The organism is Fictibacillus iocasae (assembly GCF_042665465.1).
GTDB lineage: Bacteria > Bacillota > Bacilli > Bacillales > Fictibacillaceae > Fictibacillus > Fictibacillus iocasae.
Genome location: NZ_JBHTCP010000004.1, coordinates 54,197 through 70,878, shown reverse-complemented (window position 1 = coordinate 70,878; position 16,682 = coordinate 54,197). Strand labels below are relative to the sequence as shown.

Here is a 16,682-nt window from a genome sequence, read left to right as displayed (position 1 = left end):
ATTGCTCCTTCATCTCTTTTGTATCTCGGCCATTACTTTAATAAAAATTGGAAGGGATTCTTCCAGAAACGGTATGTCATTTTCGCACATTGGCTGGTTATATGCGATTCTTACCCTGTTTTCATATGATCCGCGCGGTTTGCCGAACTGGTATAACAGATCCTGCTGAACATGTGCATCTAGGCCGTAAACGGGTGCAAGTATATGTTGAATAGATAGACAATCTTCGTCAATGTCCATGACAGAAAGTGTTAACCCATATTCGAACGAACATCCAGCTTTTTCTGGCAAATCATTTATTTTTTCTTGATACAAATCTTCCAAGCTACTGGAAATGGAAACGTAGCCTGTCATATCATGGGATCCATTCTTCAAAGAAAAACTCACCTTGTATTTTCTTGCAGCCGAAGCCATATCAAGTAAATCTTCGCGTCCTGTTATGATGATCTTTTCTTCAAAGTCAGCATCATAAACCGCTCCCTCAAGCACAACCTTTAGATTATCATAAACACTTGGATGAAACATCTTGTTCACTCACTTTAATTTTTACTTTTTATATACGGTACGTGAAATTTTATTGACGGGCAGATTCTGTTAATCCAGTCTTTAGCTGGTGAAGCACATAATCGACCGATGAAAGAAGTTCCTTAAAACGGCGTTCCCTCATATCTGGCTGCAAAGCATAGATGCTGAGTGACTGAATGTTCTCTGCCGCAGCCGTTAACTGTGAAGGATGGATGTAGTTCGCCCTCGTTCTTGCCGCGAACGCTTCTGCCAGCGGCAGCCATGCGTCGCATTCGTCTTTCACTTTATCGGCGAACGGCTTAACTTCTGTAAAAAAGTCTGGTACACGATCTCCTCTTGACTCGAATTTCTCCTTCGCTTCGTATAGAAGATCAATCAGATTATTCGTTTTTTGCAGCAATGTATCGTTCATTAGTATTCCCTCCGCTGCTTATCGTAACATAAATAAGCCCAAATGGCAGGATGGCGTGCATTACTGCTATCCGAACAGTTGCCATTTTTCGTTCGATCATGTTAGCATGACATAATCAGTGTTCTTTCAAGTGAAGTAAACTTTTTTCCAAATGAAAGCAACTATTCAGAAACGTGATATTTTCCGCGTTCATCAGCCCTGGTTGACCGATACTTTACTTATTAACTTTTTGAAATTGTCGAGTTCCTTCCCTGTTATACATTTAAAATTTCAAAGTAAAAAAAGTGCCGGAGCACTTTTTTCGGGTATTGAAAATTCTATTTATGTTTATAGAGTGAATAAGCTGACAAACCAATTTTTCCGCGTTTTTTCTGAGTGAATGATTTTCTCTTGCCTCACAGGCATTTTCAGCAAACTAACTTCTGCATCTTCTAGACGGGCTTCAATCGCAGCGAGACGCTTCACCATCTCCTCCATTTCTCCTGCATGCTGCAAGATTTGGTAGGAAACGACGCTGTCCGCTTTTTCTTCTAGTTTTTTCTCTAACGTATCTATCCGTGCGAGAAGGGCATCAAACTTCATCTCGATTCCGGAATCATCACCTTCCCATTTCGAACGGGCAGGCTTTGCACTCTGTGAAAGCTGGATGTCACCGATCAATAGTCCGCTGTCGAGCTTTCCTTTAATTTCCTTTAATTCCTGGATATCTTGTTCTGTGAATAAATAATGTCCATGGTCGTTTTTCTTCAGATCCATATTGAAATGCCTGACCCACCGCTGCACTGTTGTTGGGTTCACGCCAAGTTCCTCTGACACGCTTTTCGTTTTCAATATCATTTCCATCTGAATCCCTCCCCTGGTATCTTGCCTAATCAATTCTGCGGACACTCTTGCTTTCCTCCAGTGGTGACAAAACTAGTATTGTTTCGGCAAAAGAAGTGAGGATACACCTCCGTTTGGCATTTCGACAGCATTCTGTATAGAAAAAGAGTGAATTAGTGAAACTACAATCAACCAATAGGAGGTGTGACCAATGGAACACAAACCAAACAGTGACAGTCTTCAGCAGGAAAGAACCGAACAAAAACAGCAGAAAAACTCAACGGAAGAAAAGGGATATGGCGATAAGAAACTAAACGGCCCTAACCAGCCTTCCACGTAATATTTCGCGAAAAGTGGCCAGCCTTTGGATAGGCTGGCTATTTCTTTAGTAGAATTTCTTTCAGTAAAATGCCTGCCTTGAGCTGACGCTGCTTTTGTTTGTACCATTCTGTCATCTCTGTTGTTTCTTGATGAACAGGGCAAAACCAAGAAGGGTTTACAGATGATCTCTTGCTCCAGTCTGTTTTATCGCTTCGATGATGCTGGATGAACGGATACACCCTCCGGAGCATCGGTGATTCACAAATTTTTTTAGGATAAACGAACTGTTCATAGTCGTGCCTTGATCCAGTCGGCATCACTTCTGCTGCAAACTGGCGGAAGCTGGCTGAATACTGTGAGTCGAAAAGCAAGCTAGCCAGTTTCTTGCCCAGCAGCACCCTGTTGCTCAATTTTCGGAAACCGTGAACAGAAAACCCATACAGTTTCCCGTCTACAGTAGGAAAGAGCACCGTACTGTAATGAAGCCAGTTTTGCAGCCTGAACGGCAGCGAAAGAAACACGCGCCGCCTGTATACCGGGTGTGTGAGTACCGGTTGCTGTATGACATTTTGTTCATTGATGATTTGGCTTACATACAGCCTTTCTCCATCTTTGCATGATGTAAACCTGCGCCATTCTTTCATCATAAAAGCAGAACCATGAAAGGAAGGCAATAGATGAAACCAATCCCTGCCCGTCTTTTTCTGCCATTCATATAGAAGCAGCTGCGGATACGCATCTTGGAAGATCAGCCAGTTCGCCCGTTCATACGTATAAAAAAGAAGGCTTCTCTCTCTCTGTCCCAATGCTCTTTTTAGCCACTCGCCCTTTAGGTCTGTCATGCTATAGCCTGCATTTCGTGAGACCATTCCAGCTAAGAACGCCCATTTTATTTCTGGATGTTCAAAGTAAAATCGTTCATAATGTACGGTACGTGAAATATTATCTTTATTTCCCTTATCTGTCCTATTTATAATATCGTGATAGACTGTTTGTTCGTTTATGGTCACACTCATCCTCCTCCTTTGCCTGTTGTACTTGTAGCTTTAGCCTATCTCGGATCTTATTAAAATATTTGTAAGAAGCTAAAAAAAACGGTAAACTATTCTTTGATTATGTAATCTCTTCCAGTAAAAGGAGGAAAAAAGAATGGATTATAAAGTCATCATTTATACTCAGCAAACATGTCCTCCGTGCTTCGCGGAAAAAGAATGGCTGAAATCAAACAATATAGCGTTTGAAGAGCGTGATATCAGGCAAAATCCAGGGTACATGGATGAAGTGATCAAGCTGGGTGCCAGCGCGACGCCGGTAACACTGATCGAGACGGAAGGCAAAAAAGAAGTCGTAATGGGCTTTCAAGAAGAAGAGCTAAAAAAAATATTATCAGTATAAGAGCCCTTCCGGCTATGCCGTCAACTTTGCCTGCATAGCCGCTTTTTGTTTGACTTGAAAAGGGGTTGATACGTCATGTTTCATTATCCAAACGGCAGAAAAACGGTACAATCCGCTCCACAAAAATCATCGCCGCAGACGAAAACAGAATACGGCAAACGCGGAATGACACTAGAAGAAGACATCAATCAGAGCAATGAATTCTATCTGGCAAAGGGGCTAGCTGTTATCCATAAAAAACCGACGCCTGTGCAGATCGTCTCCGTTCATTATCCGAAGCGATCCGCTGCCGTCATCCAGGAAGCTTATTTCAAAACCGCTTCTACGACAGACTATAACGGCGTATATAAAGGAAGACATATTGATTTTGAGGCGAAGGAGACGAAGAACAAGAGCAGCTTCCCTCTGAAGAACTTTCACGTCCATCAGATCAGCCATATGGAAGCCGTTCAAAAACAAGGAGGAATCGCGTTTGTGATCCTGCGCTTCTCCCTCATCGATGAAACGTTTTTGCTAGATGCATCGTATTTGTTTCCATACTTTAAATCAGGCTATAAAGGACGAAAGTCCATTTTGCTAAGTGAGATTGCCAGCTGCGGAATGGCCCTCCCGCTCTCCCTTTCACCAAGGATTCATTACTTGAAAGCTGTGGATGCCTTGTATTTTACGTCTATCGGTTCATAAAGACGGCACGTTTGACGAATAATCATAATGTACTATTTTGTTTAGATTGCTGAAAGGTTGGTATCATATGTCAAAGGATTATCAAAGCCGGCAGGAACGCAGAAAATCTCTGCAAGACTCCAAACCGGCCAAGAAAAAGAAAAGAACGGTTAACTGGAAACGAACAGCGATTGCCGCTGTACTCATATTCGGGCTGCTGTCTGTACTTACTGTAGGTGCCATAGCTGCCACTTCTCCTAAGCTCGATCCGAAGAAACTCGAGACACCTGTATCGTCGAAGATCTACGATATGAACGGCGAGGAAGTGTCCATGTTCTCTGGAAGCGAGAAAAGGATAAAAGTTAAAATTAATGAAGTCCCTCCTCAAGTTCAAAATGCTTTTATCGCGACCGAGGATGTCCGTTTTCGAAAGCACTTTGGAGTGGATATACGCCGCCTTTTCGGTGCGACACTCGCGAACGTGAAGGAAGGATTCGGTGCTGAAGGGGCAAGTACGATCACACAGCAGGTTGTGAAGAACACACTGCTGACAGATGAAAAATCACTGACAAGAAAAATCAGAGAAGCATATTTAGCGATCCAGCTTGAACAAAAATATTCTAAAGATCAGATTCTAGAGATGTATTTGAACAAAATCTTTTTCGGCCAAGGTGCTTGGGGCGTCGCAACAGCATCTAAAGTCTATTTCGATAAAGAGCTTGACGAGCTCGAAGTCCATGAAGCGGCGCTGCTCGCTGGACTTCCAAAGGCTCCTTCCACATACAACCCGTTCGAAAATCCTGAACAAGCCGAACAGCGCCGCAATGTTGTTCTCTCTTTGATGGAAAAGCATGGGCTGATCACAAAGGAAGAAGCACAAAAAGCTAAAAATATACCTGTTAAAGAATCATTAAGAGAAGGTAAAGTTCAAGAAGCATCAAAATATGACGCGTACCTTGCTCAAGTGGCAAAAGAGATCGAAAAAATGGAAGGCATGGAAGACGTCAACGTGTTCACAGATGGCTTGAAGATCTATACGAACTTGGACCCGAAAGCACAGGAAGCGACGGAAACCGTCTTAAAGAACAAGCTCGAGGGTGAGAATAAGCATCTGCAGTCTGGTGTGACACTGATCGACACACAAACAGGTGCGATCCGGGCTGTCGGCAGCGGACGCGGCGTCAAGATGAGCTCGTATTTCGCTTCAGGCATCGAGCGCCAGCCCGGCTCAACGATCAAGCCAGTGCTTGATTATGGGCCAGCAATCGAAAACTTTCAATGGAATACCGGTTATATCCTGAAAGATACTCCCGTTGAAGTGAACGGCGCGACGATCAATAACTACAACGACCGTAACGTAGGCGATATTTCCATGAGGCAAGCGCTTGTCGAGTCGAAAAATACGACAGCTGTCCGTGCCTTTTTAGAAGTCGGTGAAGATAAAGCACTCGATTTTGCTAACAAACTGGGCATGAACCTGGATAATGCGTTCCCGTCATACGCGATCGGCGGATTTAATAAAGGCATCTCTCCACTAAAGCTTGCTGGATCGTATGCTGCATTTGGAAACGAAGGCGTCTACAATAAGCCCACAACGATTAGAAAGATCGTATTTGCTGACGGTGAGGAGCTAAAGAATGAATCTGAACCAAAAGCAGCGATGAAGGATTATACCGCATACATGATTACAGATATGCTCAAGGATGTCATGACACGGGGTACAGGCACGAAAGCGAACGTTCCGTCCCTGAATTTGGCTGGCAAGACCGGAACAACAAACTTTGACAAAAAGACGATCAATGAAACCGGCATGCCGTCTGATGCTACGAAAGATGCCTGGATGGCAGGATACACAACCACCTATACAGCTGCTGTCTGGACTGGTTATGAACAATTAAAAGACGGTGAAACGAAAGAACCGCTTTATCTCGATGGCCGCACCCAGCATTTTTCAAAAGAAATTTTCCGCGACATCATGAGTCAGATCAACCATAAAGGAACGGATTTTAAGAAACCTTCTTCCGTCATTGAAGTCGCGCTTGAAAAAGGAAGCGGAAAACGCGCGAGTGAATTTACACCTGATGAAGAGAAACGCTACGAGCTCTTTGTTAAGGGAGCAAATATTCCAGAAGTAAGCGACGAATATGAAAAGCCTGCAGGTATTGAAGGCCTTGAGGCAAAGTACGAGGAAAAGAAAAATCAGATTAAAGTAAAATGGAACTACAAAGGTAAAAAAGGTGTAGTCTTTAAAGTGTCCGCAAGCTTAGATGAAGGCCCGATGCAGGAGCTTTCTACACTCAAAGATAAGAAATTCAATGTTCCAAACGTGATACCGGGCGGTTCCTATACGTTCCAGATCATCGCGGTTGATGAAGAAACCGGAACAGCAAGCGAACCGGCAACAACCTCTATCACGATTCCTGGAGAACCTGCCGAGCCGGAACAGCCAGAACAGCCGGATACCCCGCCTCCAGGGCAGGAGCCGGGCACACCCCCTCCTGGACAGGAACCAGGCACTCCTCCCCCTGGGCAGGAGCCGGGCACTCCTCCTCCGGGACAGGAGCCAGGCACTCCTCCTGGTGATGATGATGGCGGAGAAGGAAACGGCGGAGACGGCGGGAATGGCGGACAAGGCTCACCCGTACCCGGCTTCCCTCCTTTTAGTCAATAATAGCAATTGAAGTTTCACTAATTTAAGCGAAAGCAAAAGGCCCCGCATGACATGCGGGGCCTTTTGCTTATGTTCACTGATATTTGATGTCATAACGGTCCACAAGAAAGTTCCAGAGAACAGGATAATTGAAAGCCAGATTCCAAAAGCTCGCACCGGCAAGCTTATACTCATCGATCAAGTCAAATTTCGCTTTCATGCTGCGTAGATCTTCAAACCACACGATATGCTGCTTTTTTTCTTTATCATAATAAGTAAAATAGGGAGATTGTTCTTTTGTGTCATACTGGATGGCGGCTTTCCTTTTTCCCGCAAGCTGAACGGACTGAACAGGGCTCATTGCCTTCGCAAACGGGTTACCTTTCTTGTAAGGAAGCTTCCAGTCGTATCCATACAGGTTGATTCCCATTAAGATCTTGTTTCGCGGTATTTCGCTGACCGCATAATCAAGCACCTTTCGCACTTGCGTGATAGGACTGACTGGAAGCGGCGGCCCACCGCTGTAGCCCCATTCATAAGTCATAAGAATAACATAATCCACAATCTGCCCATGCGCCCGATAATCATGAGACTCATACCATTCGCCTTTTTGGTCACGCTTAATTTTGGGAGCCAGTGCAGTCATGACGACATACCCAGCAGCATGCATCCTTTCGGTCACACGGCGCAGAAATTGGTTATACGGTTCTTTATTTTTTTTGCCAAGGTACTCAAAATCGACACTTAAGCCCGTATACCCTTTTTGTTTCATCGTTGTGAGCACATTGTCTATGAGCGTATTCGTCACTTTTTCGCTCCGTAAAATCGCTGTACCCACCTCTTCAGAAAACTCGCCACCTTTAATATTGGTGATCGCCATCACAGGTCTCACATTCTCGTTTCGGATTTCTTTCAAGAACGCCTCATCATCAAGAGAAGTAAGCTCTCCTTTTTCGTTGACTTCATAACTGAACAAGGTGATATAGCTTAGCGCTTTTGCCGCGTTCTTAAAATTGGCGCGTGATTTAGGCGTGGGTTCCGCAAAAGCGTTTGTCGTGATGGTACGCTTTGGTCGCTGCGGTACGTTCAGCTGAAGTCCGGTCATCAGCTGCTGAACACCAGGATTGGCTGATTGCAGCTGCGATGCTGATATCCCAATTTTTTCGGAGATGCTCTCAAATGTATCTCCCTGCTTCACCGTATACACGAATGGTGACGGAATGAATAAAGTCTGTCCGACTGTGAGGATATCATTGGCACCAAGACCGTTGACAACAGCGATCTCCTGCCATGGCAGCCGGTAAAACCTTGACAGCTCCCAAAGCGAATCTCCTCGCTTAACCACATGAATCTGCATGATGAACCCTCCTAAACGTCAGCTCTCTGCTTCATCATATGCGGATTGGTTTTGTCCTCATTCTTCTCCCTTGATAAGGAATGGTTTGGCTGCAGCTTTTTTTTCAAATTCAAGAAATAGTTCTTGGAGCTGGATAAAGGATTGAAACTGCCCCGGCGCCTTCATGATAAACAGAATTCGCTCTGCAGCGTTAAGCGGCTTGCTTTTCAGTCTCGCCACCCTTGTTTCCATTTCGTCCAAAGGCGGACATAGCAAATTCTCGTTCCAAAACAGCATCGTAACGAGACGGCTTAAATGAAAAAGCACATGAAGTCTTGCTTTTTCACCTTTTCTGCACTTAAAATGGCTTTTGATCATCTCCGACTCATTGTGAAAATCAGCAAAATATTCCTGCATTCTCTGACTAGCTTTCTCTAACGGAGAATCAGCCTTCCCGTTCAAATAAAGAATTTCATCAAAAAACGGGGTTCGTGGCGAAATGACTATAGCAGAATCATCAAAAAAAGAAGCGTGATAAAGATGGTCAGGGATGATGATCTTCTCCATCAGACCCTTCCTTTCATCCGCTTCTTCCCTTCACGGCATATCTCAAGCAGCGGACACTCGAGACAGTTCGGATTTTGGGCTTTGCAGTGATAGCGTCCAAAAAATATGAGACGGTGATGGGTAGCGCTCCATAAATGCTGCGGAATTTTTTTCATGAGTGTCTCTTCCACGGTCAATACCGAATCCTTCCATTTGCATATTCCAAGGCGTTTAGACACGCGTTCAACATGCGTATCCACCGCGATGGCCGGGATGCCGAATGCTACGCTCACCACAACATTCGCGGTCTTTCTTCCAACTCCAGGAAGCTTTGTCAGTTCATCTCTGTCTTCAGGAATCTTGTTGCCATATTCGTTGATCAAAAGAGCGGAAAGCTTTTGTATGTTTTTCGCTTTGTTGCGGTAGAGGCCAATACGCCGGATATCATCCTGAAGCTCTTCAAGAGACACGTTCAAATAATCCTGCGGAGTTTTATACTTAGCAAATAGACCAGGTGTTACTTTGTTGACGAGTGCGTCTGTACACTGCGCGGACAGAAGCACGGCAATCGTCAATTCAAACGGGTTGCTATGGTGAAGCTCACAGTGAGCATCGGGAAACATTTTTTCCATTTCTTCTAAACAGAACGCTATTTGGGATTTGTTGAGCAAACCAAATCATCTCCTCGTAAGCATTTATTCATAAAAAATAAGACGGGACATATGTCGTGTCCCGGCTTATGAATCTAGCCAGTTATAAGCAGGCAGTGATAGACTGTCCTTTTTTGAAGCATAATCTGCCGACCGCGGCTGAGCTCTTTGCTGGCGTGTGCGGAATTTTTCACCGTGCACTCTTGCCTGTTCGACTGTTATCACCCCTGCTTTTTTCCATTCAAATAGGATTCTGTCAATGTATCTGAAATTCAGCTTGCCGGCAAGAACGCCTTCCTTAAGAGCAGCTCCAATCATTTCAGAAGGATGATTGTCCTCATCCATCCAAATGTTCACCGTCTCGATCTCCATCGGAGAGAGAGGACGGCCGAACTCTGTTTCAAACATAACAAATATATTATTTTTCCTGTCCTTTACGTCATTAACGCGCTCATTATGCTGCTCTTCACCTAATTCAGATAACAGCCTGTTCCAAAGTGGCTGAAGCGAGTACTTCTCCGCATAAACACCACGGTCTTTATCTTCAATTGACTGAATGCTCAAGAACCCTTTTTGAATAAACACCCTCATAAATGACAACGTCTGATTAACATCGATCGTCATACGCTCTGACAGCTCTGAAGGAGTTGGAAAAACGTTTCCATCCTCTAAAAACGAATGCAGCTGCAGGATGAGCATACACTCCGTTTCACTCAGGCCGATCCGGCTGTAATGTGTGAGCAGCATTTTAGGAACCGTTACATTCCCCTGCTGCATCCAACGTTCAAATAATTCATTCTTCATGACTTACACCTCAGCTTTATTATACCACGACTTGACTGATAACGTTCGACAAGGATAGGGCCGAACGATGTGAATTCTTTTCCTGCCATTCTAGTTAAAGCGCTAGTATAAAATCATGAGGTTAATTGACGGAACAACATGAAATCTATTTCTGCAAAAAAATAACAAGCCGTTCCCATGAATGATGGAACGGCTTGTTTGTATTGGTTATTAAGGATACAAACGGTTAAGCAAACGCGGGAACGGAATGGTTTCGCGAACGTGTTCAACGCCTGAGATCCATGCAACCGTGCGCTCAAGGCCAAGACCAAAACCAGAATGCGGAACACTGCCGTATTGTCTGAGCTCTAAATACCACTTATACGCATCATCTGTAAGCCCGTGCTCCTCGTAGCGCTGCTTCATGAGTTCAAGGTCATCGATTCGCTGGCTGCCCCCGATAATCTCACCATAGCCTTCTGGCGCAATTAAATCTGCACAAAGAACAACATCATCTCTTTCCGGATGAGGCTTCATGTAGAACGCTTTTATGTCCTTCGGATAGTTCGTGATGAAAACCGGCTTATCGAAGCTTTCTGCGATCGCCGTCTCATGAGGTGCCCCAAAGTCGTCGCCCCATTCGATATCGTCATAGCCTTTTTCTTTCAGCATCTTTATCGCATCATCATACGATACTCGTGGGAAAGGTGCTTTTACGTTTTCAAGCTTGCTCACATCGCGTCCTAGGGTTTGCAGCTCTTGTTTGCAGCGCTCAAGGACTGACTGAACGACATGAGAGACGAACTGTTCTTGGATCTCCAGGCTTTCCTCATGCTCGACAAACGCCATTTCCGGCTCGATCATCCAAAATTCAATCAAGTGGCGGCGGGTCTTTGACTTTTCAGCTCTGAAGGTTGGACCGAATGAATAAACTTTTCCGAGCGCCATAGCAGCGGCTTCCATATACAGCTGTCCGCTTTGAGAAAGGTATGCGTCTTCTTCAAAATATTTAGTATGAAACAAGGAAGTCGTTCCTTCAGCAGAGCTGCCTGTTAGGATAGGCGGATCGACTTTTGCAAAATCGTTCTTATAGAAAAATTCATTGATCGCATGAATGATTTCGTTGCGGATTTTAAGCACCGCATGCTGTCTCTTTGAGCGAATCCAAAGATGGCGGTGATCCATCAAAAATTCTGTTCCATGCTCTTTTGGCGTGATCGGATAGTCGTTGGATTCAGAGATCACGTCAATCTTTGACACAACAAGCTCAACACCAGACTGTGAACGCTCGTCGCTTTGCACCGTTCCTGTCACATATACGCTCGTTTCTTGCGTGATTCCTTTAGCAAGCAGGAACTGTTCTTCGGGAATATCACTTTTAACGACTACACCTTGTACAAATCCGGTGCCGTCCCGAAGCTGAAGGAAGGCGATCTTGCCGCTTGAACGCTTGTTGGCGATCCATGCTCCGACTGTTACTGTCTCTCCAATATGATGCTTTAATTTTGAAATTGTCGTTTTCAATAGGGTAACCTCCACTTTTCTTCCGCGATTATTAGTTTGTTGTTTGGTGACGCTTGATGAACCGTTCAATGCGGCCGAGTGCTTCTAGGATCGCATCCAGAGATGTGGCATAAGACAGCCGCACATTATCAGGTGAGCCAAACCCTGACCCTGGCACGAGTGCTACTTTTTCTTCATCAAGCAATGCCGCTACCCAGTCATCGACATTTTGGAAGCCCGTCATTTCTGCTGCCGCTTTCGCGTTAGGAAACAGATAGAAGGCTCCTTTTGGCTTCACGCAAGAAAGACCGGGTATTGATACGAGCTTGCTGTATACCTCGTCAAGTCTTGCTTCAAACGAAGACCTCATCATTTCCACATCTTCCTCGGGGCCACCATACGCGGCGATGGCTGCATATTGTGAGATTGTCGTAGGATTGGACGTGCTATGGCTGTCAAGGTTTGTCATCGCCTTGATGATTTTCTTGTCTCCGGCTGCAAAACCGATGCGCCATCCTGTCATCGCATGAGATTTAGACAAACCGTTAATGATGATCGTCTGCTTTCTCAGCGGCTCTGAAATTTGCGCGATTGAAACATGCTCTGCACCATGATAGACCAGTTTTTCATAGATTTCATCAGAGACGATCACTAAATCATGGGCAAGACAAACCGTGCCGATCTCTTCAAGCTCATCTTTTGTATACAGCGAACCGGTCGGGTTTGACGGCGAATTGATGATAACCGCTCTTGTCTTTTCTGTTATGGCACTTTTGAGCTGCTGTGCTGTGAACTTAAACTCGTTCTCTTCTTTTCCCTCGATAAACACAGGAACTCCGCCTGCAAGCTTCACTTGTTCCGGGTAGCTCACCCAGTATGGCGTCGGGATGATCACTTCATCTCCTTCATCCAGCATAGCCTGAAACAATGAATACAAAGAATGCTTCGCTCCAGTGCTCACGATAATTTCAGAAGGGTCATAGCTTAGTTTCTGATCGTTTAAAAGCTTCTCACATATTTTCTTTTTAAGGGGCAGCAAGCCGCCTGAAGCCGTGTACTTCGTGTGGCCCGCTTTCATCGCGGCATATGCGGCCTCAATGATGTGCATTGGAGTATTAAAATCCGGTTCACCTGCCCCAAGCCCGATAACGTCATGACCTTCCGCCTTCAGTGCTGCCGCTTTCGCTGTAATGGCGAGGGTGCTTGATGGGGCGAGCGATTCAGCGCGCTTTGACAATTTCATATCTTTTCAGCTCCCATGTCTCATTATGTGTTGTCTTTGATACTGTATTTGACGTAGCGTTTTCCATTCTCAAAATAACCATAATAGAAGGTGTACCGTCCCGAGCGGTCTGTATACACGACCTCCCATAATGGCTGGCCATCTTCCATGCCTAGTCTTGCATCAATGATCTCCACATTACCGTACTTTGAGCGGACAGCCTCCTTGATTTCCTTCTCGTTCAATCCGCTGTCAGCAGGCTGAGCTGTCGCCCTGCCCTTGCTGTCCACCCAGACGATCATTTTTCTGCCGCTGCGATCGACACCTTCTACAACTTCATACGCTTCATTTTTGTAAAAGTGCTCGCTTTTTGTGATGCGGACAAGATTGAACTCGCGTATTGCCGCTTTCTCCGCCTTGTCGCTCTCCTCGTGAAGTCCTGATTTTACCTCCATGTAAACTGAGCCGGCAAACAAAAGCACTGCCACTAATGCAGCCGCTCCGATCAGCCACCATTTCTTCATTATTGCCTCCGTTATGTACGATAAATCGTAAAAATCATCTCTTCTTTATTTTCGTCGTCAAGAGCCAGTCCGAACATCAAATCTTTTGTTTTAAGCGTTTTGTTCAGCTCTGATACGATTTTATACAGATCATGTGATTTGCTGACTTTTATCGAAGACAGCACTTCTATTTTGCTTTCCATCCCTGACCTCCCGATAACTAAAACGCTTGCCGAATCAAACACTCTCTAAAGTATTACTATAACAAAAAATAAAAGCAAAAGGTACTGCCTAATAGAGCCTGTCTTTAAGAAAAATCGGCTGACGCCAAGACTTCAAGTCAGCCGCAGTTGCCTTTATACTTTATACCTAAACGCTTTAACTGCGTTGAATTTCTAATTTCTTCTCTGTAAAAACTTAAAGTGTAAAAAGGAAGGAGCACTATACTCCATACCTCTAAGGTCTTTCTTTCTCTTTCAGCCAGCTGCTCAATGAAGAAGTCAGTTCATGCAAAGGCTTAATATCTACAGGCAGCTTAGGCAGAGATGAAATGAACGACCTTCCATACCTGGTTTCTGTGATCCGTCGGTCGAAAACGAAGACTGCGCCATAATCAGACTGGCTCCGTACAAGGCGGCCAAAGCCTTGCTTAAAGCGAATGATTGCCTGTGGCAGTGACAGGTCATAGAAAGGATTGCCGCCGGCAGCTCGAATTTTCTCGCTTCTTGCATTTGTGACCGGATTGTCTGGAGGCGAGAACGGAAGCCTCACGATAACAAGGCATGTAAGTGAATCACCCGGAATATCGATTCCCTCCCAAAAGCTGCTCGTGCCAAACAATACCGCTCTATCAAACTTTTTAAAATTTTTCGTGAGCCTAGCCCTGCTTCCACTGTCAATCCCTTGTGCGATCAGCACCAATTCTTCCTCATCCGCCAGCTCTTTGAACAAGGAATGCGTTTCTCTGAGCATCTCGTAGCTCGTAAAAAGAACCAGCATCCTGCCTTTTGTCACTTTGGCGATTTCATAAAGCGACCGGCTTACCATAGACGTAAACGTTTTTGCGTCCACCTCGCTGATCAGCGGCAGGTCGGACGGAATCATGAGTCTGACCTGGCTTTCATAATGGAACGGAGATGGCAGCTGAGCCGTGACTGGGCCAAAATCTCCGAGTCCGAGCCTGTCGATCATGTAGCGGAAAGAATTTCTTACAGAGATGGTCGCAGACGTCATGACCACACTTTTCTTTTTTGCAAAAAATTCATCGGCTAAAATGTCCGCGATCTCCACTGGCTTGGCATAAAGCCAAACTGCATGCCTCGCACCTTTAATATCCGCTTCAAGCCAGTATACTTCATCATGTCCAGGAGCGGTGAGCAGATGAGATAAGCTTGATAGTTCTTCTTCTAGATCGGACCGAAGTCCTGTCAGATCAGCCATGAAGCCTTTCTGCTGAAAATTGAGATGGTCTTCTTTTTCCATTACTGCTTTAGTGATAAGCCGCAAACGTTTCAGCATATCTCGCACCATCGAGGAAAATCGGTCAAACATCTCAGCCACTGGTGCAAATGCCGGACTGCCTGTATCCTCTGAGCTGTATCTTAAATAAACCTTTCCCGTATCAGGTGCAGAGCTTTTAGAGCCGTTCAGGACAAACCACTTCAACAGGCGGAACATCTCGTCAAGCTCTTGCTTCAATTCGTTCAGCTTGTCGTTCCAATCTGTAAAAACATCCGTACTCTTCGGCAGCTCAAGCAGGTTGGCAAGCTGTAAGAGGCGTGATGCTGCCTGGCTGCTGTCTGTCGTTCCTAGCCTCTCGATCAGTCGGTGAAACGCAAAATAATCTGTCTGTGTTCCAAAATGGTCACTGACCACTTCTTCTAGATGGTGTGCTTCATCAATGACCGCTTCTTTATAAGCTGGCAGCAGCTGAGAATCTGATTTTATATCCGTAAAGAGCATAGCATGATTAGTAATGATCAAGTCTGCACCATGTGCTTCTCTTCTTTTGCGGTGATAAAAGCAGCGAGAAAACCACGGGCACCGAATACCGAGGCACGTGTTCGCATCACTCTTGACCTGAGCCCAGAAAAGGCGCCCTCCCGAAGAAAGATTCAGCTCTTCAACGTCGCCATGTTCTGTCTCAGTAAGCCAGACAAGGATCTGTGCTTTCGTTAAGTTGGTATCATAATTATCATCCAAGGTATCCTGAAGCGAATGCTCGAACTTGCGCAAGCATAAATAATGGCTGCGTCCTTTTAGTACAGCAGCTCTGAACGAAAATGGCATAATTCTGGATAGCAGCGGCACATCACGGTCCAAGATCTGCTGCTGCAGCTGAACCGTATGAGTGCTTACAACAAACGGCCTCCCTGTCCGGACACTGTGAAGGACACCCGGTATCAGATAGCCGAGTGATTTTCCTACGCCAGTCCCGGCTTCAATCAAGGCATGCTCATTATTTTGCAGCGCATGCTCGACCGTTTCCATCATCGTCTTCTGGCTTTCCCGCACTTCAAACTGGACCATATGCTGCTTCAGCTTCTCTCTGAGCAAGACGGCTGTCGTCTCCGCAGCGTCTCGGTCCTCTTCTTCATGCAGGGGCCGGTCGACTTTTTTTAACACAAGCTGACGATAAAAATCATAGCCGGTGTCATCCTGGATAACTCTTGATTTTTCTGCGATGATGTCACTCAATATCCGTTCGGTGCTGCTCTGCAATTTTTTCAGGATAGGCTCAAGACGTTCCAATGTTACGACAGGAAGCTGCTTTAACTTGTAGAGCAGATGCATGAGAAGCTCTGCTGTCACCTCCGCATCGCTGTCTGCTTGATGGGGGTTCAAATGCACTAAGCCGAGATGATCGGCTAGCTGGTTCAGCTGATAGCCGTCAGCGTCGTGCAAAAGGATTCTCGACAGTTCCACCGTATCTAGCAAAGGCATGGAAAGCGGCATGTAGCCGGCTGCTTCAAGTTCTCCTTGTAAAAACGAATAATCGAAGCTCACATTATGCGCCACAAAATAAGCCCCGTCCATCATTTGCAGAAGCTCAGGCGCTATTTCTTCAAAAGTGGGGGCTCCTTTTACCATCTGATCATCAATGCCTGTCAGCTGTTCAATAAAAGGGGGGATGCTGATGCCAGGCTGAACGAATGAAGAAAAACGGCTGACAATCTCGCCATCCTCCACACAAACCGCTCCTACCTGGATGATGCGGTCCCCTCTTGCAGGTGAGTTGCCTGTTGTCTCTAAGTCTACTACGACGTATCTACGTTTCATGTCCACCCACCCCGATTTAAAAAGAAAACGTAGCTGATGATCTTATGGAATAATCAGCCTTCGTTATACTTA

At 45.4% G+C, this 16,682-nt stretch carries 17 protein-coding genes; 4 read left to right on the top strand and 13 right to left on the bottom strand.

Features of this window, described 5'->3' with window-relative positions; genetic code table 11:
- Nucleotides 1–9 precede the first annotated feature (9 nt).
- The 3 genes from ACFQPF_RS02585 to ACFQPF_RS02575 all read right to left on the bottom strand — a co-directional run bounded on the left by ACFQPF_RS02585 (nucleotide 10) and on the right by ACFQPF_RS02575 (nucleotide 1,780).
- Nucleotides 10–525: a hypothetical protein gene (locus tag ACFQPF_RS02585; RefSeq protein ID WP_379746084.1), complete on the bottom strand. Its 516-nt coding sequence runs from the start codon at nucleotides 523–525 to the stop codon at nucleotides 10–12.
- 49 nt (nucleotides 526–574) lie between these two features.
- Entirely contained in the window at nucleotides 575–937 is a 363-nt protein-coding gene (locus tag ACFQPF_RS02580) for a YppE family protein (protein WP_379746081.1), read from the bottom strand.
- Nucleotides 938–1,264: 327 nt separating this feature from the next.
- Nucleotides 1,265–1,780 carry a MerR family transcriptional regulator gene (locus ACFQPF_RS02575; protein ID WP_379746078.1) on the bottom strand — a complete coding sequence of 172 codons (516 nt, stop codon included), beginning with the start codon at nucleotides 1,778–1,780 and terminating at the stop codon, nucleotides 1,265–1,267.
- 190 nt (nucleotides 1,781–1,970) lie between these two features.
- Here ACFQPF_RS02575 and ACFQPF_RS02570 point away from each other — a divergent pair, with 190 nt between their 5' ends.
- Nucleotides 1,971–2,099 (top strand): hypothetical protein, encoded by a 129-nt coding sequence (locus ACFQPF_RS02570; RefSeq protein WP_379746076.1) that lies wholly within the window; start codon nucleotides 1,971–1,973, stop codon nucleotides 2,097–2,099.
- Between the two features lie 37 nt (nucleotides 2,100–2,136).
- On the opposite strand, the gene ACFQPF_RS02565 is transcribed toward ACFQPF_RS02570, so the two are convergent.
- A complete protein-coding gene (locus ACFQPF_RS02565; RefSeq protein WP_379746073.1) occupies nucleotides 2,137–3,096 on the bottom strand; it encodes a DUF2515 family protein in 960 nt (319 codons plus the stop codon).
- Between the two features lie 133 nt (nucleotides 3,097–3,229).
- On the opposite strand from ACFQPF_RS02565, the gene ACFQPF_RS02560 reads away from it, so the two are divergent.
- The 3 genes from ACFQPF_RS02560 (at nucleotide 3,230) to ACFQPF_RS02550 (ending at nucleotide 6,809) form a co-directional block, all read left to right on the top strand.
- The gene (locus ACFQPF_RS02560; protein WP_379746070.1) at nucleotides 3,230–3,475 is read left to right on the top strand and encodes a glutaredoxin family protein; all 246 of its coding nucleotides are present in this window, start codon (nucleotides 3,230–3,232) and stop codon (nucleotides 3,473–3,475) included.
- Between the two features lie 75 nt (nucleotides 3,476–3,550).
- The gene (gene recU, locus ACFQPF_RS02555) at nucleotides 3,551–4,159 is read left to right on the top strand and encodes a Holliday junction resolvase RecU (RefSeq protein WP_379746067.1); all 609 of its coding nucleotides are present in this window, start codon (nucleotides 3,551–3,553) and stop codon (nucleotides 4,157–4,159) included.
- Between the two features lie 67 nt (nucleotides 4,160–4,226).
- The gene (locus ACFQPF_RS02550; RefSeq protein ID WP_379746064.1) at nucleotides 4,227–6,809 is read left to right on the top strand and encodes a PBP1A family penicillin-binding protein; all 2,583 of its coding nucleotides are present in this window, start codon (nucleotides 4,227–4,229) and stop codon (nucleotides 6,807–6,809) included.
- Nucleotides 6,810–6,882: 73 nt separating this feature from the next.
- Here the strand turns inward: ACFQPF_RS02550 and ACFQPF_RS02545 are convergent, their stop codons facing one another.
- From ACFQPF_RS02545 to dinG, 9 genes are all read right to left on the bottom strand, one after another.
- Entirely contained in the window at nucleotides 6,883–8,145 is a 1,263-nt protein-coding gene (locus ACFQPF_RS02545) for a glycoside hydrolase family 18 protein (protein WP_379746061.1), read from the bottom strand.
- Between the two features lie 57 nt (nucleotides 8,146–8,202).
- Nucleotides 8,203–8,691 (bottom strand): YpoC family protein, encoded by a 489-nt coding sequence (locus tag ACFQPF_RS02540; RefSeq protein WP_379746058.1) that lies wholly within the window; start codon nucleotides 8,689–8,691, stop codon nucleotides 8,203–8,205.
- The gene (gene nth, locus ACFQPF_RS02535; protein WP_379746055.1) at nucleotides 8,691–9,341 is read right to left on the bottom strand and encodes an endonuclease III; all 651 of its coding nucleotides are present in this window, start codon (nucleotides 9,339–9,341) and stop codon (nucleotides 8,691–8,693) included. The genes ACFQPF_RS02540 and nth overlap by 1 nt, the downstream gene beginning before the upstream one ends.
- Nucleotides 9,342–9,407: 66 nt before the next feature.
- A complete protein-coding gene (locus ACFQPF_RS02530) occupies nucleotides 9,408–10,124 on the bottom strand; it encodes a DnaD domain-containing protein (protein ID WP_379746052.1) in 717 nt (238 codons plus the stop codon).
- A gap of 210 nt (nucleotides 10,125–10,334) precedes the next feature.
- The gene (gene asnS, locus ACFQPF_RS02525; protein ID WP_379746049.1) at nucleotides 10,335–11,627 is read right to left on the bottom strand and encodes an asparagine--tRNA ligase; all 1,293 of its coding nucleotides are present in this window, start codon (nucleotides 11,625–11,627) and stop codon (nucleotides 10,335–10,337) included.
- A 31-nt stretch (nucleotides 11,628–11,658) separates the two neighbouring features.
- The gene (locus ACFQPF_RS02520) at nucleotides 11,659–12,849 is read right to left on the bottom strand and encodes a pyridoxal phosphate-dependent aminotransferase (RefSeq protein ID WP_379746046.1); all 1,191 of its coding nucleotides are present in this window, start codon (nucleotides 12,847–12,849) and stop codon (nucleotides 11,659–11,661) included.
- Between the two features lie 23 nt (nucleotides 12,850–12,872).
- Nucleotides 12,873–13,352 carry a cell wall elongation regulator TseB-like domain-containing protein gene (locus ACFQPF_RS02515; protein WP_379746044.1) on the bottom strand — a complete coding sequence of 160 codons (480 nt, stop codon included), beginning with the start codon at nucleotides 13,350–13,352 and terminating at the stop codon, nucleotides 12,873–12,875.
- Between the two features lie 11 nt (nucleotides 13,353–13,363).
- A complete protein-coding gene (locus ACFQPF_RS02510; protein ID WP_379746042.1) occupies nucleotides 13,364–13,534 on the bottom strand; it encodes a YpmA family protein in 171 nt (56 codons plus the stop codon).
- A 253-nt stretch (nucleotides 13,535–13,787) separates the two neighbouring features.
- Nucleotides 13,788–16,610 (bottom strand): ATP-dependent DNA helicase DinG, encoded by a 2,823-nt coding sequence (dinG, locus tag ACFQPF_RS02505; protein WP_379746039.1) that lies wholly within the window; start codon nucleotides 16,608–16,610, stop codon nucleotides 13,788–13,790.
- Nucleotides 16,611–16,682 lie beyond the last annotated feature (72 nt).